The organism is Salinicola sp. NYA28a (assembly GCF_976982775.1).
The window spans coordinates 3909548-3930675 of sequence record NZ_OZ334582.1 but is presented as its reverse complement, the minus strand read 5'-3'; the positions used below and the strand labels follow the sequence as shown (position 1 = coordinate 3930675).

Here is a 21128-nt window from a genome sequence, read left to right as displayed (position 1 = left end):
CAAATCATTGGAGGCTTAACATGCGCCCAAGCCGAATTCTGACCGCTGTTCTCTCCGCCACGCTGCTGGCGACCACAGCTCCCGCGTTTGCTCAGTCCCGCGACCATTTCAGCGTCTGCTGGTCGATCTATGCCGGGTGGATGCCTTGGTCCTATGCTGACGCGTCAGGCATTCTCGACAAGTGGGCCGACAAGTACGGTATCGATATCGACTTGGTGCAGGTCAACGACTACATCGAATCCATCAACCAGTACACGTCGGGCAACGTAGATGGTTGCGCCATGACCAACATGGATGCGCTGACCCTGCCAGCGGCTAGCGGTGTCGATTCCACCGCCCTGATCGTCAACGACTACTCCGACGGTAACGACGGTATCGTGCTGAAAGGCAGCGATAACCTTGCGGACATCAAGGGCCGTCAGGTCAACCTCGTTCAGTTCAGCGTTTCCCACTACTTCCTGGCCCGGGCGCTAGAGACCGTCGGCTTGACCGAGCGGGACGTCGAGACAGTCAACACCTCGGATGCCGACATGGTCGCGATCTATCCGGACGACCAGACTCAGGCCATCGTGACCTGGAATCCCCAGCTCAGCGCAATTGCCGATATGGACGACGCCAACGTGGTGTTCACCTCGCACCAGTTGCCTGCCGAAATTCTCGACATGATGGTGGTCAACACCGACACCCTGGCCGACAACCCCGACTTCGGGCGTGCCTTGGTCGGTGCCTGGTACGAGGTCATGGATAAGGTTGCTGCCGGTGACGAAGACGCGCTCGGTCAGATGGCTGAAGCCGCAGGAACCGATCTCCGAGGGTACAAGAATCAGTTGGCCGCAACCCATCTCTATACCGATCCAGCCGAGGCGGCCAGCCTGATGCAAGGCCAAGGGCTTCTGACCACCATGCAGCGCGTGGCGGAATTCAGCTACCAGCACGGCCTGCTGGGCGAGATGGCGCCGAACGCTAGCTTCATCGGCATCGAGACGCCGCAGGGTGTCTATGGAGACGAAAGCAATATCCGGCTGCGCTTCGACCCGACCTACACCCAGGACTACATCGCTTCACAACCGTAACTCACCGTCAGGCCGCCGGGCCCGCTCGCAGAGGCGAGCCCGGGGCGCACGCCCAACTCACGACGGAGAATGCATGAAGCGACTCATCAACTACACCCCCTCTCGCGGAAGCCGCTGGCTGATCGGTCTGGTACCTTTCGGGATCATCGCGCTGGCTTACCTGGTGCTGTCCAATGCGAGACTGGCGGGAAATCCCAACGATCGCCTGCTGCCGTCGCCGGCGACGATGGTCGAGACTTTCACCCAACTGGCGACGCAGGCCAGCGTGCGCACCGGGACCATCCCGCTATGGGACGACACCTTTGCCAGCCTCGAGCGGCTTGGCCTTGGTATCGCCATCAGCGCACTGATCGGTCTGGTCGTGGGCGTGCTGAACGGCGGTCTACCGCTGATGCGGGCCAAGTTGTCGCCATTGGTCACGGTCGTCTCGCTGATCCCACCCATGGCGATCCTGCCGGTGCTGTTTATCGCCTTCGGCACCGGAGAGATGGCCAAGGTGGCGCTGATCGTCATCGGCGTGGCGCCGTTTCTGGTTCGCGATCTCCAGAGCCATGCGATGCGCCTGCCGGATGAGCAGCTGATCAAGGCGCAGACGCTCGGCGCCAGCTCCTGGCAGGTTTTGCTGCGGGTGCTGTTGCCGCAACTGATGCCGCGGCTCATGGCCTCGACTCGGCTGGCGCTCGGCAGTGCTTGGCTGTTCCTGATTGCCGCCGAGGCGATCGCGGCGCAGGAAGGTCTCGGCTACCGCATATTCCTCGTGCGTCGCTATCTGGCGATGGACGTGATTCTGCCCTACGTGGTCTGGATCACGCTGCTGGCCTTCGTGATCGATCGGGTGCTGGCGCTGACCTCGCAGCGACTCTTCCCCTGGTTCCATGCCGAAGAAGGGGGCAAGTCATGAGCCTGCTCGAAGCAAGGCATCTGGAGAAGCGCTACGGCGATCAGATCGTGCTGGAACGCATCGGTTTTCGTGTCGAGACCGGGGAGTTCGTGACCCTGGTCGGCGCTTCCGGCTGTGGCAAGACGACCTTCCTCAAGCTACTGCTGGGCACCGAGCGGATCTCGCGTGGCGCGCTGACGCTTGACGACCGTCCGCTGCCGGACGAGCCGGGGCCGGATCGCGGCGTGGTGTTCCAGAGATACTCGGTCTTCCCGCACCTGACCGTGCTCTGTAACGTGATGATGGCCGAGGAACTGGCCGGTTCGCGCTGGCTCGGCAAGCTGTTCGGCGCCGCGCGTCGCCGGGCCGTCGAGACCGCCAGGGCGCGTCTCGAGGAGGTCGGTCTCGCCCACGCCCTGCACAAGTATCCCCACGAACTTTCCGGCGGCATGCAGCAGCGTCTCGCCATCGCGCAGGCGCTGATGATGAGGCCGAGGATTCTGCTGCTCGACGAGCCCTTCGGCGCGCTCGATCCCGGCATTCGCCAGGACATGCACGCACTGATCACCCGGCTGTGGCGGGAGCAGCAGCTGACCATCTTCATGATTACCCACGACGTCAAGGAAGCCTTCGCCCTCGGCACGCGGCTGTGGGTGTTCGACAAGATCCGCCACGATCCGCAGGCCCCCGAGGCCTATGGCGCCACCATCACCTACGACCTGGCCATCGGCGAGAACCGCCGCCCACCGGAAGACCTTGGCAGGACCGTCGACGCGATGAACGAAGGATGGACACAGACATTTCAGGAGACGCCGATATGACAAACTCGCTGAGCGCGCGGGACGACGCGCCCGACGCCTATACCACTCACCTCCCCGGCGGCCAGCACTGGTCGCTGCGCCTGCGCCGCGGTACCACGCTGTCGCTGACCGCGCGTGAGGCCGACACCAACGTCGGGCTGCTCTGCTACAACCCGGAGAATCTGCTCGAACGGTTGAACCTGCCGGATACCCTCAAGTGTCAGCACACCTTCAAGCTGACTCGGGGGAACTGCCTCTACTCCGACATGGGGCGAGTCTTCGCCTCGATCGTCGAGGACGATCTCGGCTGGCACGACAGCGTCGGCGGCAACCTCAACCGGGCGCACATGATCACCAAAGGCTGGCAGCCGGTGAGTTTCCAGCAGGCGCTCAACGACAGGACCCAGACTGGCCACGACAGCTTCCTGGTCGAGCTGGCCAAGTACGGATTGGGGCGACGCGACATGGCCGCCAACCTCAATCTCTTCAGCAAGGTAGAGAGCGACGAGGCGGGGCGCCTGCGCTACGTGCCTGGCCACTGTCAGCCGGGGCAGCGTGTGATGCTGCGTTTCGACATGGACACGCTGGTGCTGCTGCACACCTGCCCTCATCCGCTGGATCCGAGCGCGTGCTATCCGCACCGCGGCGTCGATATTGCCCTCGGCACTGCCCCGGCGCCGGATGAGGAGGATATCTGCTGGCGCGCCTGCCCGGAAAACGCCCGCGGCTTCGCCAACAACCGTCTTTATCACCTCGGCCTGCAGGGAGCCTGACATGCGTCTGACTGAGACCACGAGTACGACCACGACGATCACGCCGCTGCTGGAAAGCCCCTTGCGCGTGGAGAATGCCGCCATCCGTCATCTCATCGAGGCTGGCGACCACTACATCGGCATTGTCCGCGCCGGCCAGACGCTGCGGCTGGTCGATGTCGAGGGCAACGAGGCGGCGGACACGCTGTTCTTCAATGCCCACGATACGGCGGAGCGCTACAGCGCCATGGATACCGTACGCGAGCAGGGCCAAGTCTATCTCGGCACAGGCTCCCGGCTGCTCTCCGGCGAGGGCAACCTGATGCTGACGATCACCGCCGACACCTGCGGTCGCCACGATACCTTGGGTGGTGCCTGCGCCAGCGAGAGCAACACTGTGCGCTACGATCTCGAGAAACGCCACATGCACTCCTGCCGAGACAACTGGATGCAGGCCATTGCCAACTATCCAGAATTCGGCCTGACCAAGCGTGACATCACTCACAACATTAACTTCTTCATGAATGTTCCGGTGACGCCGGAAGGGGGGCTGTCGTTTGCCGACGGGCTTTCCGGACCGGGCAAGTACGTGGAAATGGAAGCTGCCATGGACGTAGTGGTGCTGATTTCCAACTGCCCACAGCTCAACAACCCTTGCAGCGGCTTTAATCCGACGCCGCTGGAAGTGCTGGTTTGGGACTGAATCTCATCTCTGGTGTTTTTTCAGATAACGTCCAGGTGACGCGAGGACGACCTCGCGAACATCTAAAGTAGGCGGGACGACCCGCCCCCGGTCGAGCAGATCCTCATGTTCAACAAGGTCTTGATCGCCAATCGCGGCGCCATCGCCGCGCGCATCCAGCGCACTCTTAAACGTTTAGGTATCGGCTCGGTGGTGGTATACGCCGAGGCCGACCGCGACGCCCCCTACGTCTTCGCTGCCGATGAAGCCTGGTCGCTGGGCGAAGGCGCCGCCGCTGCTACCTATCTTGACATCGACAAGCTGATCGCCATCGCCAGACAGAGTGGCGCCGAGGCGGTGCACCCCGGCTACGGCTTTCTCTCCGAGAACACGAAGTTCATTCAGGCCTGCGAGGAGGCCGGGCTGGTCTTCCTCGGCCCGACACCCGAACAGATCCGCGACTTCGGCTTGAAGCACGAGGCGCGCGCCCTGGCCGAGCGAGCCGGCGTGCCCTTGGTGCCGGGCTCCGGCCTGCTCGACAGCGTCGAGGACGCTGTCAGGGAGGCTGCGCGCATCGGCTATCCGGTGATGCTCAAGTCCACTGCTGGCGGTGGCGGCATCGGCATGCAGGTCTGTAACGACGAAGCCGCTTTGCAGCGCGCCTTCGACTCGGTGCGCGGGCTCGGCGAGCGCAACTTCGGTGACGCCGGCGTGTTTCTCGAAGCCTACATCGCCCGCGCCCGTCACCTCGAGGTGCAACTGTTCGGTGACGGCCGAGGCAAGGTCGTGGCGCTCGGCGAGCGCGACTGCTCCACCCAGCGCCGCCACCAGAAGGTGGTCGAGGAGTGCCCGGCGCCCAACCTGCCCGAGAGCGTGCGCCAGGAGTTGCACGCCACCGCCGTGCGCCTGGGCAAAGCCGTCGATTACCGCAATGCCGGCACCGTGGAGTTCATCTACGATGCCGAGCGCGAAGCCTTCTACTTCCTCGAGGTCAACACCCGCCTGCAGGTGGAACACGGCGTCACCGAAGAAGTCTGGAGCGTGGACATCGTCGAGTGGATGATCCGCCTCGGCGCGGGTGAACTGCCCGACCTCGACGAGCTGACCCAAAATCTCGCCCCGAAAGGCCACGCCATCCAGGCGCGTCTCTACGCCGAGGACCCCAGCCATGACTTCCGCCCCAGCGCCGGGCTGCTCACCGAGGTGGCCTTCCCCGAAGCGCCCGGCCTGCGCGTCGACCACGCCATCGAGGCGGGCCTGGAAGTCTCGGCGCTGTTCGACCCCATGCTGGCCAAGGTGATCGTTCACGCCGACGACCGCGACACGGCCATCGAACGTCTGGCCGCAGTGCTCGAGAAGTCCAGCGTCTACGGCTTCGAGACCAACCGCACCTGGCTGTCGCATGTGCTGCGCGATGCACGCTTCCGCGACGCCGACATGCATACCCGCTGGCTGGCCGATCTCGCCTGGGCGCCGCCGGCCATCGAGGTGCTCAGCGCCGGCACCCTGACCACCATCCAAGATCATCCCGGCCGCCAGGGGCACTGGGACGTGGGCGTGCCACCCTCCGGGCCGTTCGACGACTGGTCGTTCCGCCTTGGCAACCGCCTGCTCGACAACCCGGCTGATGCCGCCGGACTCGAGATCACCCTTACTGGCCCCACGCTGCGTTTCCACCGCACCACCCAGATCGTGCTCGCCGGCAGCCAACTGCCCGCCGAGGTCGACGGTAAGCCCGTGGCTTTCTGGCAGGTGCTGGACATTCCCGCCGGCGCCACGCTGACGCTGGGCAAGGCCAGTGCCGGGGCGCGCGCCTACCTGCTGGTACGCGGCGGCATCGACTGCCCGCACTATCTCGGCTCCAGAGCCACCTTCACCCTCGGTCAGTTCGGCGGCCACGGCGGGCGCGCCCTGCGCACCGGCGACATGCTCTCGCTGCCCGAACTCGACGCCACCGCATCACGCGCCCTGCCCGAGGCGCTCAGGCCCGAGCTCGGCGGCGAGGACGGCCACGTCTGGCAGGTCGCCGTGCTCTACGGCCCGCATGGCGCACCGGACTTCTTCACCGGGGACGACATCGACATTTTCTTCGCTCACGAGTGGGAGGTGCACTACAACTCGAGCCGCACCGGCGTGCGCCTGATCGGCCCGCGCCCCGAGTGGGCCCGCGCCGACGGTGGCGAGGCCGGCCTGCACCCGTCGAACATCCACGACAACGCCTACGCCTTCGGCACCATCGACTTTACCGGCGACATGCCGGTGATTCTCGGCCCCGACGGCCCCTCGCTGGGCGGCTTCGTCTGCCCAGCCACGGTGGTACGCGCCGAGCGCTGGAAGCTCGGTCAGCTCACGGCCGGCGATCGTATCCGCTTCGTGCCGGTGGATCTGACCACCGCCCGGCACCTGGAAGCGCGCCAGCAGGCCCAGCTCGCGTCGCTGAGCGAGCAGCCGGCCGTGGCTCTCGAAGAGAATTGCGGCAGCCCGGTGCTGCGCGACGTACCGGCCGAGACCGCCGGCGAGCGCATCGTCTACCGCCGCGCCGGCGACGACTTCCTGCTGGTCGAGTTCGGCGCCATGGAGCTGGATATCGCGCTGCGCTTCCGTGCGCATGCCTGGATGCTGTGGCTGCAGAACAACACCCTGCCTGGCCTGCGCGAGCTGACGCCGGGCATTCGCTCGCTGCAGATCCACTACGAGCCCGACGAGCTCGCCCTCGACGAGCTGCTCGCCCATCTGGTGCGGGCCGAGCATGAGCTGCGCGACGTGGAATCGCTCGAGGTCGAGGCGCGCACCGTGCATCTGCCGCTCTCCTGGGACGACCCGGCCTGTCAGGAGGCCATCGACAAGTATCAGCGCAGCGTGCGCCCGGACGCCCCCTGGTGTCCGAGCAATCTGGAGTTCATTCGCCGCATCAACGGACTCGACGCCATCGAGCAGGTGCGCGATATCGTCTTCAACGCCCGTTACCTGGTGATGGGCCTGGGCGACGTCTACCTCGGCGCGCCGGTGGCCACGCCGCTCGATCCCACCCAGCGCCTGGTCACCACCAAGTACAACCCGGCGCGTACCTGGACCGCCGAGAACTCGGTGGGCATCGGCGGCGCCTACCTGTGCGTCTACGGCATGGAGGGCCCCGGAGGCTACCAGTTCGTCGGCCGTACCCTGCAGATGTGGAACCGCTACCGCCAGACCGAATACTTCGACAACCCCTGGCTGCTGCGCTTCTTCGACCAGTTGCGCTTCTTCGAGGTCAGCCATGACGAGCTGATGCGGATCCGTCGCGACTTCCCCCACGGACGCTACCCGCTCGAGGTCGAGACCACGCGCTTCAAGCTTGCCGACTACCAGGCCGACATCGACGCCCACGCCGAACGGATCGCCGAATTCCGCGAGCGTCGCGAGGCCGCCTTCCAGCAGGAGATGGCCGACTGGCGGGCCAACGGTCAGTTCACCTTCGAGGATCAGGCCCCCGAAGCCGCCGAGGCCACGGAACTGGGTAGCGATGAACTGGGCATCGACAGCCCGGTGACCGGCAGCCTGTGGAAGCTGACGGTCGCCGAGGGCGACAGCGTCGAGGCCGGCCAGGTCGTGGCGCTGGTCGAGTCGATGAAGATGGAAGTCGAGATCACCGCCCACGAAACCGGCCGCGTGGCCCGCCTGCCGATGGCCGAGGGTGCCGCCGTGGCACCCGGCCAGCCGATCGTCATTCTTGAATCATCCAAGGAGTCAGCATGAGCGCCATCGGCATGACCATTACTTCCCTTTTGGCGCGCTATCGTGCCAATGAGCTGACCCCGCGCGGGCTGATCGACACGCTGCTGGCGAACGCCGACGCGCGCGGCAAGGATGCCGCCTGGATCACCCGGCTCTCCCGCGAGCAGCTCGAGCCCTATCTCGAACGTCTCGACGCCGCCGACCCGCAGAGCCTGCCGCTCTACGGCATCCCGTTCGCGATCAAGGACAACATCGATCTCGCCGGTGTGCCGACCACGGCGGGCAGTCCCGTCTATGCCTATACGCCCAATGAGTCCGCCTTCGTGGTGCGCCAGCTGATCGAGGCCGGGGCCATCCCCATGGGCAAGACCAATCTCGACCAGTTCGCCACCGGGCTGGTCGGCGAACGTGCGCTGGACGTCTATGGCGTGCCCGGCAATGCCTTCGATGCCGAGCGCATTCCCGGCGGCTCCAGCAGCGGCTCGGCGGTGACCGCCGCCCAGGGCCAGGTCAGCTTCGCGCTGGGTACCGACACCGCCGGCTCCGGGCGCGTGCCGGCGTGCTTCAACAACCTGTTCGGCGTCAAGCCGACGCTGGGCCTGCTGAGCACCGCGGGCGTGGTACCGGCCTGTGCCACCCTGGACACCATCAGCCTTTTCACCTTGAGCGCCGACGATGCCGCTGCCGTGCTCGACGTCGCCGGCAGGCACGATCCGGAGTGCGCCTGGTCGCGGCGTCACGATTTCGCCGTGGCCGGCCAGACCTACGGCGAGATGCCGAAGCGCTTTCGCTTCGGCGTGCCCCCCGAGTCGCAGTGGCATACCGACGAGGCCTACAGCGCCGGCATGCGCCAGGCCATTGCCCAACTCGAGGCACTGGGTGGCGTCAGGTTCGAACTCGACTGCACACCGCTGTTGGCCGCGGCACGCCTGCTCTACGAGGGCCCGTGGGTCGCCGAGCGCTACCACGCCGTGCGCGAGCTGATCGAAAGCCAGCCCGACGTCCTGCACCCGGCCACCCGCCAGGTCATCGAAGGCGGCGGCGCCCCCAAGGCGGTGGACGCCTTCGACGCCCGCTACAAGCTGGCCGAATTCAAGCGCCAGGCCGATGCCCTGCTCGCCCAGGTCGACGTGATGCTCGTCCCGACTACGGTGGAACATCCCACCAAGGCCGAGGTGGCCGCGGAACCCATTGTCGTCAACTCACGAGTGGGCACCTGGACCAACTTCATGAACCTGCTCGACTACAGCGCCCTGGCCGTGCCCACCGGCTTCACCGATGCCAGCCTGCCGTTCGGTGTCACGCTGTTCGGCCCCGCTTTCGACGATCTGTCGCTGTTGAGTCTCGGCCGGGCGCTGGAGCGCCGGCTCGCTCTGCCGCTGGGCGCCACCGGCATCGCCCGCCCCCAGCTGCCGGCGCTGCCCCCGGCAAAGGACGGCACGCTGGAACTGGTGGTATGCGGCGCACACCTTGCCGGGCTGCCTCTCAACCACCAGCTCACCAGCCGCGGCGGCGTGCGCGTCGCCAGCACCCGCAGCAGCCCGAACTACCGCCTCTATGCCCTGGCCGGTGGCCCGCCGGCGCGTCCGGCGATGGTGCGAGACGACGTCAACGGCGCGGCCATCGAGGTGGAAGTGTGGCGTCTGCCCATCGACACCGTCGGCAGCTTCCTGGCCGGCATTCCCGCTCCGCTGGGGCTGGGCCAGGTGGAACTGGAAGACGGCGAGTGGAAGTGCGGGTTCATCTGCGCCGCCGGCGCGCTGGAGCGCGACGGCAAGGCCGAGGACGTGACCCATTTCGGCGGTTGGCGGGGCTGGGCCACCAGTCGGCATTGAAGAGTTTCGGGAGAGCGATTATGAGCACGAAAGCACAGCGTCAGCCCGGCGACTTCCAGTCCCTGCCGGTCATCGACATCGGCGGACTGTTCAGCGCCGAGGCGGCGGAGCGTAAGGCCGTCGCCGAACGGCTCGGCGACGCCGCCCGCAACGTCGGCTTCTTCCATATCGTCGGCCACGGCATCGGCGAGGAACTTCGCCTGAGGCTGCTTAGCCAGGCCCGACGCTTCTTCGAACAGCCGCATGAAGACAAGATGCAGCACTACATCGGGCTGTCCGCCGGACATGGCACCACACGCCATCGCGGCTACGTCCCCCAGGGCGAAGAGATGCCAGAGAAGGGCAAGCGCGACCTCAAGGAGGCGTTCGATCTCGCCTTCGAGCTGCCCGCCGACGATCCCGATGTACTGGCCGGCACACCGATGATGGGACCCAACGTGTGGCCCGAGCTGCCTGGATTCCGCGAGCAGGTCTACGCCTATTACCAGGCCACTTATGAAGTAGGCTGCGCCTTGATGCGCGGCTTCGCCCTCGCCCTGGGGCTGCCTGAGGAGCACTTCCTCGAGGACGTGACCAAGCCACCCAGCCAGCTTCGACTGATCCACTACCCCTTCGATCCCGACGCCCGTGACGCCCAAGGCATCGGCGCGCACACCGACTACGAGTGCTTCACGCTGCTTTTGCCCACAGCGCCAGGGCTAGAGGTCATGAACGGCCGCGGCGAGTGGATCGACGTGCCCTACCGCGACGATGCACTGGTCATCAACATCGGCGACATGCTGGAGGTCTGGACCAACGGCGAATTCGTGGCCACCTCGCACCGGGTACGCAAGGTGAAGGAGGAGCGCTATTCGTTCCCGCTGTTCTTCGCCTGCGATTACGCCACCACGGTGACACCGTTGCCGCAACTGGTCGAGCGCGACGGACAGGCGCGTTACGAGCCGCTCAAGGCCGGCGACCATCTCTACGCCCAGACCATCCACACCTTCGCTTACCTGCAGCAACGGCTCGAACGCGGCGAGATTCGCCTGCCGGAAGGGGCTCGCGATACCGCTACGCTGGGCCAGCACGCCCGACACAAGGGGACGGAGCGGGCATGAGCACACCACAAGATGGCATGCCGCCCGTCTATCACGGGGTATGGCAACGCACGCTCTATGCCGGTGCAGGAGACGAAGGTCGCCATATCGAGGATCGCACGACCCGAGTGATCTGGCTGCAGACCGCCCATTGGCACGCCGATCTGCGCGTGCCAGCGGACCGACCCGATTTCGTCGGGGTCATGTCACTGGAAGAGTGCAACCGCGAACAACTCGTCTGGCTTGCCAGCCAGACAGCGTTTGTCGGGTTGACCCGGATCGAGGGGCACTTCTGCACCTGGCATCGTCTGCTCGACCTCCGCCCCGGGCTGGAGAAGGATATCGGCGAGATGATCTGGCTGGACGACGGCACGCTGGAGGAGCGCCACCCCCAAGGGCACTATATCGAGCACTGGGAACAACAGCCGGCAGGCAGCGGCGACGAACAGGTACGCCTGGGGCCGGACGGCCTGCCACGCTGGCTGCAATTCGGCGATCACGCCATGTCCATCATGCCGCGCCCCGCCATGCCGGAGACGCACGACCTGCTTGCCACGCCGGGGTCGCTCAAGACATCCGCACTGCGCCTGCGCACCGGGTTGGAGATCAGCTACGCCCAGCGTACAGGCGACGGGTGGAAGATCGTGCTATCAACGCATCCTTGGCGAGAAGAGCAAATCCTTCCGTTCTCAAACGTCAAGTCTGACTGAAATACCACAGGCCCGTGAATGTCAGGCCCGAGCCTTTTATCGGTGCCACCCCTTAGTCAAGATCGATAGCGGATGGAGCACAACCATGCGACTGGCTGATATCGACCTCCGTTTGCTGGACGTTTTCATCGCCGTGGTTGAGTGCCAGGGTATTGCCAACGCCCAGACCCTGCTGAATCGCGATGCATCTACCATCAGCCGCCAACTACGGCAACTGGAAGAACGGCTAGGGTTGCGTCTATGCGAGCGGGGGCGCAGTGGCTTTACGCTCACTTCCGACGGTGGGCAGGTCTATCGACACACGCTCGAACTGAGTCGGGCCTTGCGCCATTTCGAGGACGGTGCCGAAAGTTTGAAAGGCCATTTGTCGGGGCAGGTGCGCCTGGCAATGATCGACAACTTGGTCTTCGACCCGAACTGCCCGCTGCGACATGTCTTGGCCCGTTATGGCGCGCGTGATGAAAACGGTGTGCACCTCCATCTAGAAGTCATGGCCCCGGCGCAGATCGAACGCGCCCTGCTCGATCATCGTGTTGACCTCGGCATCGGCATCTTTCCCACGCACCTGGAAGAGTTGCACTACGAATCGCTGTACCGGGAGAATGATTGGCTGGTGTGTTCCCCTTATCATCCGTTGGCATCGGCCGAAACGCTTCAGGACGTCAAATGCATCCTGGCGACCAGTGCCAAGGTGGCCCGACAGTTCCTGAATGCCCAGGATACAAGCATACTGGGCGACGACCCCCGACACGTTACCGCCTGGGTCTCCAACGTTGAAGCCGCCGCCCTGCTGGTGCTGGCCGGCACGCATGTCGGCTTCCTGCCGACGCATTATGTCCGCTACTGGATCGAACGAGGCCAAATGGTGGCGGTGCGTCCGGATCATTTCCGTCGCAGCTCCCCGATCGAAGCAGCTTTCAGAACCACACGCGATACCCACCGCCCGGCCGTGGCCGCCTTCCGCGAGGACCTTTTCGGCACGCTGCTACTGCACGGCAAACCTGCAGCAAAATTCAGGTAAACCTGCAGACACGTTCATTTTCGTAGCGGTTTTGCTGGGCAACACTGCAAGGCATCATCGAACCGACCCCACCGGAGGTGCCTATGCACATCGCCAAACGCCTGACTACAGCCATTGCTTTGACCTTGGGAGTAGCCGCCGCCGCCCACGCTGAAGAAACACCTTCTTTCCAGATCGCTTGGACTATCTATGCCGGGAGCATGCCCCTCGGCTACGCCGAACAGGTGGGTATTCTCGATAAGTGGGCCGACCGTTACGGCGTCGACATCCAGGCGGTACAGCTCAACGATTACATCGAAGCCCAGAACCAGTATACCGCTGGGCAATTCGACGGCGTAATCGCCATCGCCCTCGACGCCCTGACTATCCCTGCTGCCATCGGTGTCGACTCCACCGTGGTCATGCCGCTGAGTGCCTCTGCTGGTAGCGACGGCATCGTCATGAAGGGAAAGGACAAGAGTGTCGAGGACCTGAAAGGGGCTCGCATCAACCTGATGGAATTCTCCGGCTCCCATTACTTGCTGGTGCGCGCCCTGGATCAGCATGGCATGAGCGAGCGGGACCTGTCGCTGGTCAACACCTCGGACGCCGACATCATTACTGCATTCCAAAGCTCGGACAGCGATGCCGTGGCGACCTGGAAACCGCAGCTTAGCGTCATTCTGGAGCAGAACCCGGACTCCACCGTAATCTTCGACAGCGCAGACATTCCCAACGAGATCACCGACGTATTGCTGGTGCATACAGATACTCTTGAAGAGCATCCCGAGCTGGGCTACGCGCTTGCCGGTGCCTGGTATGAGGTGATGTCGCGCCTTCAGGCGGACTATCCCGACCGCACCGAGGTGATGGCCTTTATGGCCGACGCCGTCGGTACCGATCCAGCGGGTTTCCAGAAGCAGATCGACACGATCCACTTCTTTACCCCGGAAGAAGCGACACAGCTGGTTACTAGCCAGGACTTTGCCGACACGCTGGAAAGCATTACCCACTTCGCTTGGGACAAGGGACTCCTCGGCCAGGGCGCCACCGGACCCGACGCGGTCGGTGTGCAATTTGGAGAGGCTCATGTGCTGGGCAACGAACAAAACGTCAACCTGCGCTTTCCGACCTCCTACATGGAACGGTACACGCAATGAACTGGTCAGCGCTTACAAACTCTCGCCCTTACCGCTGGCCACTCAGCGGTAGCTGGTCGGCTCGGGACACAGCCCTATTGGTCATCGACATGCAGAACGACTTTCTCGATCCACAGGGCTACTTCGGTCAGATGGGATATTCACTGGAACACACTCGGGCCGCGATCGAGCCACTCCGGCAACTATTGTCGGCCGCACGCCGGCAGGACATGCTGGTAATCCACACCCGGGAATCTCACCGCCCGGACCTGAGCGACCTTCACGCCACCAAACGGGCCAGAGCCAAGACCATGGGGACGCCCATCGGCGAGCCAGGGCCTATGGGACGTTTTCTGGTTAGGGGCGAAGCGGGTTGCGAAACCATCCCCGAACTTATGCCCATACCGCCGGAAGTAACCATCGACAAGTCTGGCAACGGCGCCTTCCATGCCACCGACCTCGATCAGATACTACGAGCTAAAGGAATCCGCCATCTTCTGCTGACTGGCGTTACCACTGATGTCTGTGTCCATTCGACGCTTCGTGAAGCCAACGATCGCGGCTATGACTGTCTAGTGCTGGAGGATTGCTGTGGTGCAGGTGACCCGGCGCTGCATCGGGCTGCGCTGGCCATGATGATGAATGAAGGCGGCATTTTCGGCGCCGTATCGGACCAGGCCAGCCTCAGACAAGTCTGGCAGGACGCTGAGCCGTTTATTACTACAGGTGAGACGCTATGAGAATCGCCGAACGCTGGTTTGCCATGGAGCGCATCGATCACCGCATCACGCGACTGTGGGAGCCCCACGTGGCGCGGCTCGAACAGTGCAACATGTGGCATGTCCGAGGCCGGGACGCCGATCTGCTGATCGACGCCGGCATGGGCATTGGACAGCTCAAACCGGCCATGGCCGAGTTGCTGGACAAGCCGCTGATCGTCGTGGCAACCCATACCCACATGGATCACGTCGGCAGCCTGCATGAGTTCGACACTAGGCTCGTGCATCCGCTAGAGGCGGAACAGATGCGAACCCCGGAGGCCTTTCCAGTGCTATGCAGCACGCACTGGCCCGATGGCATGCGCGCTGCCATTGAACGCCAAGGTTACGATGTGCCGGATCTTTTGATTGATGCCTATCCTCATGCCGGATTCGACCCCTTGGCGTTTCGTACCCAAGGCGCCGAGCCGACACGCCTCATCGACGAAGGCGATGTGCTGGATCTCGGTGACACCGCCTTCGAAGTGATTCATATACCAGGGCATTCTCCTGGCAGTATCGGACTCTGGGAGCCTGCTACCGGCACGCTGTTCTCGGGGGACGCCATCTACGACGGTCCCCTGCTTGATGCTATCGCCGGGGCCGATCCCACCCGATACATTGAGACGATGCAGCGCCTGCGCCGCCTGCCGGTCAACATCGTCCACGGAGGACACGATCCGAGTTTCGGCCGCCAGCGCCTCATCGAACTGGTAGATCAATACTTGGCGTCACGCACCTGAATGCCGTTCCGCTGGCCGCATCTCGCCACGGCACCTACGCTGGCAGCTCCTCTATCACCGCTCGATCAGGAGTCTATCCATGCATCCGATCGTCCATACGATCGTCGTCGGGATCATCAGCTATCTGGTCCTGATCGCCATCATCCGGCTCTCCGGCAAGCGCACGCTGTCCAAGTGGAACGCTTTCGATTTCGTGGTCACCATCGCGCTGGGGTCGACGCTGTCGACGGCGCTGGTCTCGACCCAGGTCTCGCTGGCGCAGAGCATCACGGCGTTTCTGGTCATCGTCGCGCTGCAGTTCGTGATCACGTTTTCCTCGGTGCGCTCCCGCGCGATCAAGAACCTGATCAAGTCGCAGCCGACACTGCTGCTGTTCCAGGGCCAGTTCCGGCAGGAGGCGATGGCGCAGGAGCGGGTCGTGGAGGCCGAGGTGCGTGCGGCGATCCGCGAGAACGGTATCGCCGATGTCGAGCGCGTGCATGCCGTGGTGCTGGAAACCGACGGCACCTTCAGCGTCATTCCCGACGCCGGCGGCAGCGATTCGGCGCTGCAGGGCGTCGCGGGGCTGTCGCCGCATCGGGCGTGAAGACGCCCAGCGCATCTGTCAGCGCGTCTCGTCCGCCGTGGGCTGTGCGGGTTCCGCTTCCAGGAAGCCGCCCGATTGGCGTCGCCATAGTCGGGCATAGAGGCCGTTCTGACGAATCAGCTCGGCGTGGCTGCCTTGTTCGACGATGCGACCCTGCTCCATGACCACCAGACGATCCATGGCAGCGATGGTGGAGAGGCGGTGGGCGATGGCGATCACCGTCTTGCCCTGCATCAGCTGGTCGAGGTTCTCCTGGATCGCGGCCTCGACATCGGAATCCAGCGCCGAGGTGGCCTCGTCGAGAATCAGGATCGGCGCGTCCTTGAGCATGACGCGGGCGATGGCCAGGCGCTGGCGCTGGCCGCCGGAGAGCTTGACGCCGCGTTCGCCGACATGGGCGTCGAAGCCCTGCCGGCCATGAATGTCGCGCAGCGACTCGATGAATTCCGAAACGTGAGCCTGTTTTGCCGCCTGCCACGCCATCTCGTCGGTGGCGTCGGGCCGGCCGTAGAGCAGGTTGTCGCGCACCGAGCGATGCAGCAGCGAGGTATCCTGCGTCACCATGCCGATTTTCGCGCGCAGGCTTTCCTGCGTCACGTCGGCGATGTTCTGCCCGTCGATGCGGATCGCGCCGCCTTCCAGCTCGAAAAAGCGCAGCAGCAGGTTGACCAGGGTCGACTTGCCCGCGCCGGAAGGGCCGATCAGCCCGATCTTCTCGCCGGGGTGAATGTGAAGCGAGAGGTCGTCGATGACGCCGCTGCCCTTGCCGTAGTGAAAGCGGATATGGTCGAACACGATCTCGCCGCGATCGATGGCGAGCGGCTTCGCCTCGGGCTCGTCCTCGATCTGGCGGGGCAGGGAGAGTGTCGCCATGCCATCCTGCACCGTGCCGATGTTTTCGAACAGTGCGGAGACTTCCCACATGATCCACTGCGACATCCCCCACAGCCGCATGACTAGCCCCAACGCCACGGCGACCGCCCCCACGCTGACGGCTTCTGTCAGCCACAGGTGAATCGATAGCCAGCCGATGCTGAACAGCAGCAGCGCGTTGAGCAGGTAGAGCAGTCCATAGAGGCCGGTGACCAGTCGCATCTGGCGATGCACGGTAACCAGGAAGCCATCCATGCTCTCCTTGGCGAAAGTCGCTTCGCGGCTGGCATGGGAGAACAGCTTGACCGTCTGGATGTTGCTGTAGCTGTCGACGATACGGCCGGTCATGCGCGAGCGCGCGTCGGCCTGGGATTTCGATACCCGGCCCATGAGCGGCACGAAGATGCGCAGCAGAACGAGATAACCGGCCAGCCACGCCACCAGGGGAAGCGCCAGGCGCCAGTCGGCGTTGCCCACCAGCAGCAGCGTGCCGAGAAAATAGACACTGACGTAGTTGAGGACGTCGAACAGCTTGATCACGCACTCTCGCACGGCAAGCGCCGTCTGCATCACCTTGGTGGCGATGCGACCGGCGAATTCGTCCTGATAGAAGCCCATCGATTGCCGCAACAGGTAGCGATGCGCCAGCCAGCGGATGCGCATGGGGAAGTTGGCCATCAGGGTCTGCTGCTGGAATAGCGAATGCAGCCATACCATGCCGGGTAGCAGGAGCAGCACGACGAACGCCATGCCGGCCAGTTTCCAGCCCTGCTCGGCGAGAAACGTCTCGCGATCCTGGGCCGCCAGCCAGTCGACGATGTTGCCGAGAAACCCGAACATCCATACTTCGATGCCGGCGATCAGCGCCATCAGCACCGTCGCTGCCAGCAGATACGGCCAGGCGCCACGGGTGTAATGCAGGCAGAAGGCGATCAGCGTGTCCGGCGGACGTTGCGGTTCCTGCGGCGGAAAGGGGTCGAGACGGTTTTCGAACCAGCGAAACATGGCAGTCCTTGAAGATGAGCGCGACGGACGGGAGGGCTACCCACGGGGCATCTCCAGCCGCTACCGATCATAGCCGCCCCGGGCGCTTTGGCAATCTGCTTGTCGGCATCGTTCGCCGCCGACGTTCTCCAGCGACGTCAGGCCTGAAAAGGCAGCACGGCGGTGTAGACGGCCAGGAAGTGACAGACGCTGCCGCCGATCACGAATAGGTGCCAGATGGCATGGTGAAACGGAATCACGCGCAAGGCGTAGAACAGCACGCCTACCGTGTAGGTAAGCCCGCCGGCGACCAGCAGAGCGATGCCGGTTTGCGGCAGGTGGTCAGCCATGTCGCCGGAGGCGATCAGGATCAGCCAGCCCATGATCAGGTAGATGAATACCCGCAGCACGCTGAATCGATGCGGCCAGATCAGGCGCAGGGCGATACCACCGAGGGCGAGACTCCAGACGACGGCGAACAGCGCCCAGCCCATCGGGCCGCGCAGGTTGACCAGCAGGAACGGCGTGTAGGTGCCCGCGATCAGCAGATAGATGGCGCAGTGGTCGAAAGCCTGGAACACGCGCTTCAGTCGCTGGCGGCGAAAGCCGTGATAGAGCGTGGAGGCGGTATAGAGCAGTAGCAGGCAGCTGCCATAGAGCGAAACGCTGACGATCTTCCACGGATCGACATGGGCGGCGATGCTGGCCAGCACGATGAGCACGATCATGCCGGCGAGGCTCAAGGCGGCGCCGATACCGTGGCTGATGCTGTGCAGCCACTCCTCGAGTCTCGAGAACTCTGCACCGGATTCATCGGCGCTGGGCCGGCTGCCCGAGGGAGCCGAGGGGCGGGCAGGGTAATCCGGTTGAACGTCTGACATGGTATTCGAACCCCCTCGACGATCAGGCGTGCAGGATGCAAGGCGCTGTTCGATTGGACCGGCCGTTGCGGTCCGGGTTCAGTCTATGGACTCATCATGACGCCGAGTTGACGCCGACAAAAGTCCACGGATACAGGGAGCGAGGAGATTCAGGCGTCGCGTTCGATGTCCACGTCGCTGGCCGGGGTGAAATCGTCCAGATTCATCATGTGATTGAGCTTGCCGACCTTGGTGGTCAGGTAGTGCTCGTTGAACGGATTGCGACCGGTGGTGATCGGCAGGCGCTCGTGGATCGTCACGCCATCCTGGCTCAGGGCCTCGACCTTGCGCGGGTTGTTGGTCATCAACCGCAGCGACTGGATGCCGAGATGCTCGAGCATGGGCACGCAGATATCGTAGCGGCGCTGGTCGGCGCCGAACCCGAGCCGTTCGTTGGCCTCGACGGTATCGGCGCCGTCATCCTGAAGCGCGTAGGCGCGGATCTTGTTGAGCAGGCCGATCCCCCGGCCTTCCTGGCGCAGATAGAGCAGCGCGCCGCGCCCTTCGTCGGCGATCCGCTTGAGGGCTTCCTGCAGCTGATAACCACAGTCGCAGCGCATCGAGAACAGGGCATCGCCGGTCAGGCACTCCGAGTGCACCCGGGCGAGAACCGGCTCGGGCGTGGTGATGTCGCCGAGCGTCAGCACGACGTGTTCCTTGCCGGTGGAGGCTTCCTGGAAGCCATGCAGCATGAACGTCGCCCAGGGAGTCGGCAGTTGCGATGCGGCGATGAAGCGGATCGTCACGATGACCTCGCGATGTGGAAAGGCGCTCGGAGGCCCGGAAGTCAAAAAGCGTGGCCAAGGGCGCCGATAATTAAAGGGGCGGCATTATAACAGGCTTGCCGGTCGATCCGTTACAAGGCTGCAAATCGTGCCGATAGCGGACATCAATTTTGACATCCGAAGGTTTTACTGCATGTTCGGGCGATCCGTTACAATGCGGAGGCTCTTGCTTAAACCCCCTCGACTATGAAGGCTGCCATGACACTATCCCAGGATCTCCAGCCGCAGACGCTGCACAACGATCGCCTGCTGCGGGCGCTGGCTCGTCAACCGGTGGACCGCACGCCGGTCTGGATGATGCGTCAGGCCGGCCGCTACCTGCCGGAATACCGCCAGACCCGGGCCCAGGCCGGCAGTTTCATGGATCTGTGTCGCAACGCCGATCTGGCCTGCGAGGTGACGCTGCAGCCGCTCGAACGCTATCCGCTGGATGCGGCGATCCTGTTTTCGGACATCCTGACCATTCCGGATGCCATGGGGCTCGGGCTCTACTTCGAGACCGGCGAAGGTCCCAAGTTCCGCAAGACGGTACGCTCCGCCGCGGACGTCGCCACGCTGACCGCGCCGAATGCGGAGCGGGATCTCGACTACGTCATGAACGCCGTCGGCACGATTCGCCGCGAGCTCGATGGCCGCGTGCCGTTGATCGGCTTTTCCGGCAGTCCGTGGACGCTGGCAACCTATATGGTCGAAGGCGGCTCGAGCAAGGATTTCCGCCATCTCAAGGCGATGCTCTACGGCGATCCGCAAACCCTACATGCGCTGCTGGGCATTCTTGCGACAGCGGTCACCGACTATCTCAACGCCCAGATTCGCGCCGGCGCCCAGGTCGTGCAGATCTTCGATACCTGGGGTGGGGCGCTGTCGACGCCGGCCTATCGCGAGTTTTCCCTGGCCTACATGCAGCGCATCGTGGATGGCCTGATTCGCGAGCACGATGGCCGTCGCGTGCCGGTGATCCTGTTCACCAAGAACGGCGGGCAGTGGCTCGAGTCGATCGCCGACAGCGGCTGCGACGCGGTGGGTCTGGACTGGACCACGGAGTTGAGCGATGCCCGGCGCCGTGTTGGCGAGCGGGTCGCGCTGCAGGGCAACCTCGATCCCAACGTGCTGTTCGCGCCGCCGCAGCGGATTCGCGAAGAAGTGGCGCGCATCCTCGAGAGCTTCGGGCCTGGCGAAGGCCACGTGTTCAACCTGGGGCACGGCATCAGCCAGTTCACCGACCCGGGCCATGTCACCGCTTTCATGGACGCCTTGCATGAACTCAGCCCCGCTTACCACCGATGAGCTTGTCAGCAGCGAGCCTGTCGCTATAGAACCCGGCGATGGCCTGCTGCTGTTCGATGCCGACTGCCCGTTCTGCCGGCGTTCGGTGCGCTGGCTGCTGGCGCACGAGCGGCCCGAGAGCCGGCTGCGCATTGCCGGGCTGAAAAGCCCGGTGTCCCGCCGGCTGGGCGAGCACTTTCAGATCGACTTTTCGGGCACCGACAGCATCTGGTACATCGCCGATGGCGAACTCAGCCGCAATAGCGATGCCGCCTGGCGCCTCGCGACTCGACTGCAGGGCGAGTGGCAGCGTATCAGTGCGCTGCGCCGGGTGCCGCGAGCGTTGCGTGAGCGCACCTATCGCTTCATCGGCGACCATCGCCATCGATTGGCCTTCCTCGGTGCTGATCGTCTCGAAAGTCATGAACGCTGGCTGACATCGCTGACGCCGGCACTCTGCCGACGCTGCGGCTTGCCGCCCGATCTCGCCGATGAAGGTTGAGCCTTGGCCCAGAATGCAGTGGATGCCCTGGCAGGCGAGAGAGCGAA

At 64.2% G+C, this 21128-nt stretch carries 19 protein-coding genes; 16 read left to right on the top strand and 3 right to left on the bottom strand.

The window, feature by feature from the left end; translation table 11 throughout:
- Positions 1-20 precede the first annotated feature (20 nt).
- The 14 genes from ACWHY3_RS17785 to ACWHY3_RS17720 all read left to right on the top strand — a co-directional run bounded on the left by ACWHY3_RS17785 (position 21) and on the right by ACWHY3_RS17720 (position 15751).
- Complete coding sequence (locus ACWHY3_RS17785; RefSeq protein ID WP_087719631.1) at positions 21-1073, top strand: putative urea ABC transporter substrate-binding protein; 1053 nt, start codon at positions 21-23, stop codon at positions 1071-1073.
- A gap of 73 nt (positions 1074-1146) precedes the next feature.
- Positions 1147-1974 carry an ABC transporter permease gene (locus ACWHY3_RS17780; protein WP_087719632.1) on the top strand — a complete coding sequence of 276 codons (828 nt, stop codon included), beginning with the start codon at positions 1147-1149 and terminating at the stop codon, positions 1972-1974.
- The gene (locus ACWHY3_RS17775) at positions 1971-2774 is read left to right on the top strand and encodes an ABC transporter ATP-binding protein (protein WP_087719633.1); all 804 of its coding nucleotides are present in this window, start codon (positions 1971-1973) and stop codon (positions 2772-2774) included. The genes ACWHY3_RS17780 and ACWHY3_RS17775 overlap by 4 nt, the downstream gene beginning before the upstream one ends.
- Positions 2771-3526 (top strand): urea amidolyase associated protein UAAP1, encoded by a 756-nt coding sequence (locus tag ACWHY3_RS17770; protein ID WP_087719634.1) that lies wholly within the window; start codon positions 2771-2773, stop codon positions 3524-3526. Before ACWHY3_RS17775 ends, ACWHY3_RS17770 begins: the two co-directional genes overlap by 4 nt.
- A gap of 1 nt (position 3527) precedes the next feature.
- Positions 3528-4208: an urea amidolyase associated protein UAAP2 gene (locus tag ACWHY3_RS17765; protein ID WP_087719635.1), complete on the top strand. Its 681-nt coding sequence runs from the start codon at positions 3528-3530 to the stop codon at positions 4206-4208.
- 105 nt (positions 4209-4313) lie between these two features.
- Positions 4314-7922, top strand: coding sequence for an urea carboxylase (gene uca, locus ACWHY3_RS17760; RefSeq protein ID WP_448127135.1), 3609 nt, complete (start codon positions 4314-4316; stop codon positions 7920-7922).
- Complete coding sequence (gene atzF, locus ACWHY3_RS17755; RefSeq protein ID WP_448127134.1) at positions 7919-9736, top strand: allophanate hydrolase; 1818 nt, start codon at positions 7919-7921, stop codon at positions 9734-9736. The genes uca and atzF overlap by 4 nt, the downstream gene beginning before the upstream one ends.
- A gap of 20 nt (positions 9737-9756) precedes the next feature.
- Complete coding sequence (locus ACWHY3_RS17750; protein ID WP_087719638.1) at positions 9757-10836, top strand: isopenicillin N synthase family dioxygenase; 1080 nt, start codon at positions 9757-9759, stop codon at positions 10834-10836.
- Positions 10833-11525 (top strand): hypothetical protein, encoded by a 693-nt coding sequence (locus tag ACWHY3_RS17745; RefSeq protein WP_087719639.1) that lies wholly within the window; start codon positions 10833-10835, stop codon positions 11523-11525. Before ACWHY3_RS17750 ends, ACWHY3_RS17745 begins: the two co-directional genes overlap by 4 nt.
- An 85-nt stretch (positions 11526-11610) precedes the next feature.
- Positions 11611-12546: a LysR family transcriptional regulator gene (locus ACWHY3_RS17740; RefSeq protein WP_087719640.1), complete on the top strand. Its 936-nt coding sequence runs from the start codon at positions 11611-11613 to the stop codon at positions 12544-12546.
- A gap of 83 nt (positions 12547-12629) precedes the next feature.
- Complete coding sequence (locus ACWHY3_RS17735) at positions 12630-13685, top strand: putative urea ABC transporter substrate-binding protein (RefSeq protein WP_087719641.1); 1056 nt, start codon at positions 12630-12632, stop codon at positions 13683-13685.
- The gene (locus ACWHY3_RS17730; protein WP_087719642.1) at positions 13682-14404 is read left to right on the top strand and encodes a cysteine hydrolase family protein; all 723 of its coding nucleotides are present in this window, start codon (positions 13682-13684) and stop codon (positions 14402-14404) included. Before ACWHY3_RS17735 ends, ACWHY3_RS17730 begins: the two co-directional genes overlap by 4 nt.
- A complete protein-coding gene (locus tag ACWHY3_RS17725) occupies positions 14401-15165 on the top strand; it encodes an MBL fold metallo-hydrolase (RefSeq protein WP_087719643.1) in 765 nt (254 codons plus the stop codon). Before ACWHY3_RS17730 ends, ACWHY3_RS17725 begins: the two co-directional genes overlap by 4 nt.
- Before the next feature lie 79 nt (positions 15166-15244).
- Positions 15245-15751, top strand: coding sequence for a DUF421 domain-containing protein (locus tag ACWHY3_RS17720; RefSeq protein WP_087719644.1), 507 nt, complete (start codon positions 15245-15247; stop codon positions 15749-15751).
- 18 nt (positions 15752-15769) lie between these two features.
- Here the strand turns inward: ACWHY3_RS17720 and ACWHY3_RS17715 are convergent, their stop codons facing one another.
- From ACWHY3_RS17715 to ribA, 3 genes are all read right to left on the bottom strand, one after another.
- The gene (locus ACWHY3_RS17715; protein WP_448127133.1) at positions 15770-17629 is read right to left on the bottom strand and encodes an ABC transporter ATP-binding protein; all 1860 of its coding nucleotides are present in this window, start codon (positions 17627-17629) and stop codon (positions 15770-15772) included.
- A 137-nt stretch (positions 17630-17766) separates the two neighbouring features.
- The gene (gene trhA, locus ACWHY3_RS17710) at positions 17767-18489 is read right to left on the bottom strand and encodes a PAQR family membrane homeostasis protein TrhA (RefSeq protein ID WP_448127132.1); all 723 of its coding nucleotides are present in this window, start codon (positions 18487-18489) and stop codon (positions 17767-17769) included.
- Between the two features lie 149 nt (positions 18490-18638).
- A complete protein-coding gene (gene ribA, locus ACWHY3_RS17705; protein WP_110631072.1) occupies positions 18639-19274 on the bottom strand; it encodes a GTP cyclohydrolase II in 636 nt (211 codons plus the stop codon).
- Between the two features lie 237 nt (positions 19275-19511).
- Here ribA and hemE point away from each other — a divergent pair, with 237 nt between their 5' ends.
- Positions 19512-20600, top strand: a complete 1089-nt coding sequence (gene hemE, locus ACWHY3_RS17700; RefSeq protein ID WP_448127131.1) for a uroporphyrinogen decarboxylase — start codon at positions 19512-19514, stop codon at positions 20598-20600.
- Complete coding sequence (locus ACWHY3_RS17695; protein ID WP_448127130.1) at positions 20572-21081, top strand: thiol-disulfide oxidoreductase DCC family protein; 510 nt, start codon at positions 20572-20574, stop codon at positions 21079-21081. Before hemE ends, ACWHY3_RS17695 begins: the two co-directional genes overlap by 29 nt.
- The last annotated feature ends 47 nt before the right edge of the window (positions 21082-21128 follow it).

Coding starts and splice junctions, on each gene's coding strand:
- ACWHY3_RS17785 (WP_087719631.1), top strand. CDS start 21: ATGCGCCCAAGCCGAATTCTGACCGCTGTTCTCTCCGCCACGCTGCTG.
- ACWHY3_RS17780 (WP_087719632.1), top strand. CDS start 1,147: ATGAAGCGACTCATCAACTACACCCCCTCTCGCGGAAGCCGCTGGCTG.
- ACWHY3_RS17775 (WP_087719633.1), top strand. CDS start 1,971: ATGAGCCTGCTCGAAGCAAGGCATCTGGAGAAGCGCTACGGCGATCAG.
- ACWHY3_RS17770 (WP_087719634.1), top strand. CDS start 2,771: ATGACAAACTCGCTGAGCGCGCGGGACGACGCGCCCGACGCCTATACC.
- ACWHY3_RS17765 (WP_087719635.1), top strand. CDS start 3,528: ATGCGTCTGACTGAGACCACGAGTACGACCACGACGATCACGCCGCTG.
- uca (WP_448127135.1), top strand. CDS start 4,314: ATGTTCAACAAGGTCTTGATCGCCAATCGCGGCGCCATCGCCGCGCGC.
- atzF (WP_448127134.1), top strand. CDS start 7,919: ATGAGCGCCATCGGCATGACCATTACTTCCCTTTTGGCGCGCTATCGT.
- ACWHY3_RS17750 (WP_087719638.1), top strand. CDS start 9,757: ATGAGCACGAAAGCACAGCGTCAGCCCGGCGACTTCCAGTCCCTGCCG.
- ACWHY3_RS17745 (WP_087719639.1), top strand. CDS start 10,833: ATGAGCACACCACAAGATGGCATGCCGCCCGTCTATCACGGGGTATGG.
- ACWHY3_RS17740 (WP_087719640.1), top strand. CDS start 11,611: ATGCGACTGGCTGATATCGACCTCCGTTTGCTGGACGTTTTCATCGCC.
- ACWHY3_RS17735 (WP_087719641.1), top strand. CDS start 12,630: ATGCACATCGCCAAACGCCTGACTACAGCCATTGCTTTGACCTTGGGA.
- ACWHY3_RS17730 (WP_087719642.1), top strand. CDS start 13,682: ATGAACTGGTCAGCGCTTACAAACTCTCGCCCTTACCGCTGGCCACTC.
- ACWHY3_RS17725 (WP_087719643.1), top strand. CDS start 14,401: ATGAGAATCGCCGAACGCTGGTTTGCCATGGAGCGCATCGATCACCGC.
- ACWHY3_RS17720 (WP_087719644.1), top strand. CDS start 15,245: ATGCATCCGATCGTCCATACGATCGTCGTCGGGATCATCAGCTATCTG.
- ACWHY3_RS17715 (WP_448127133.1), bottom strand. CDS start 17,629: ATGTTTCGCTGGTTCGAAAACCGTCTCGACCCCTTTCCGCCGCAGGAA.
- trhA (WP_448127132.1), bottom strand. CDS start 18,489: ATGTCAGACGTTCAACCGGATTACCCTGCCCGCCCCTCGGCTCCCTCG.
- hemE (WP_448127131.1), top strand. CDS start 19,512: ATGACACTATCCCAGGATCTCCAGCCGCAGACGCTGCACAACGATCGC.
- ACWHY3_RS17695 (WP_448127130.1), top strand. CDS start 20,572: ATGAACTCAGCCCCGCTTACCACCGATGAGCTTGTCAGCAGCGAGCCT.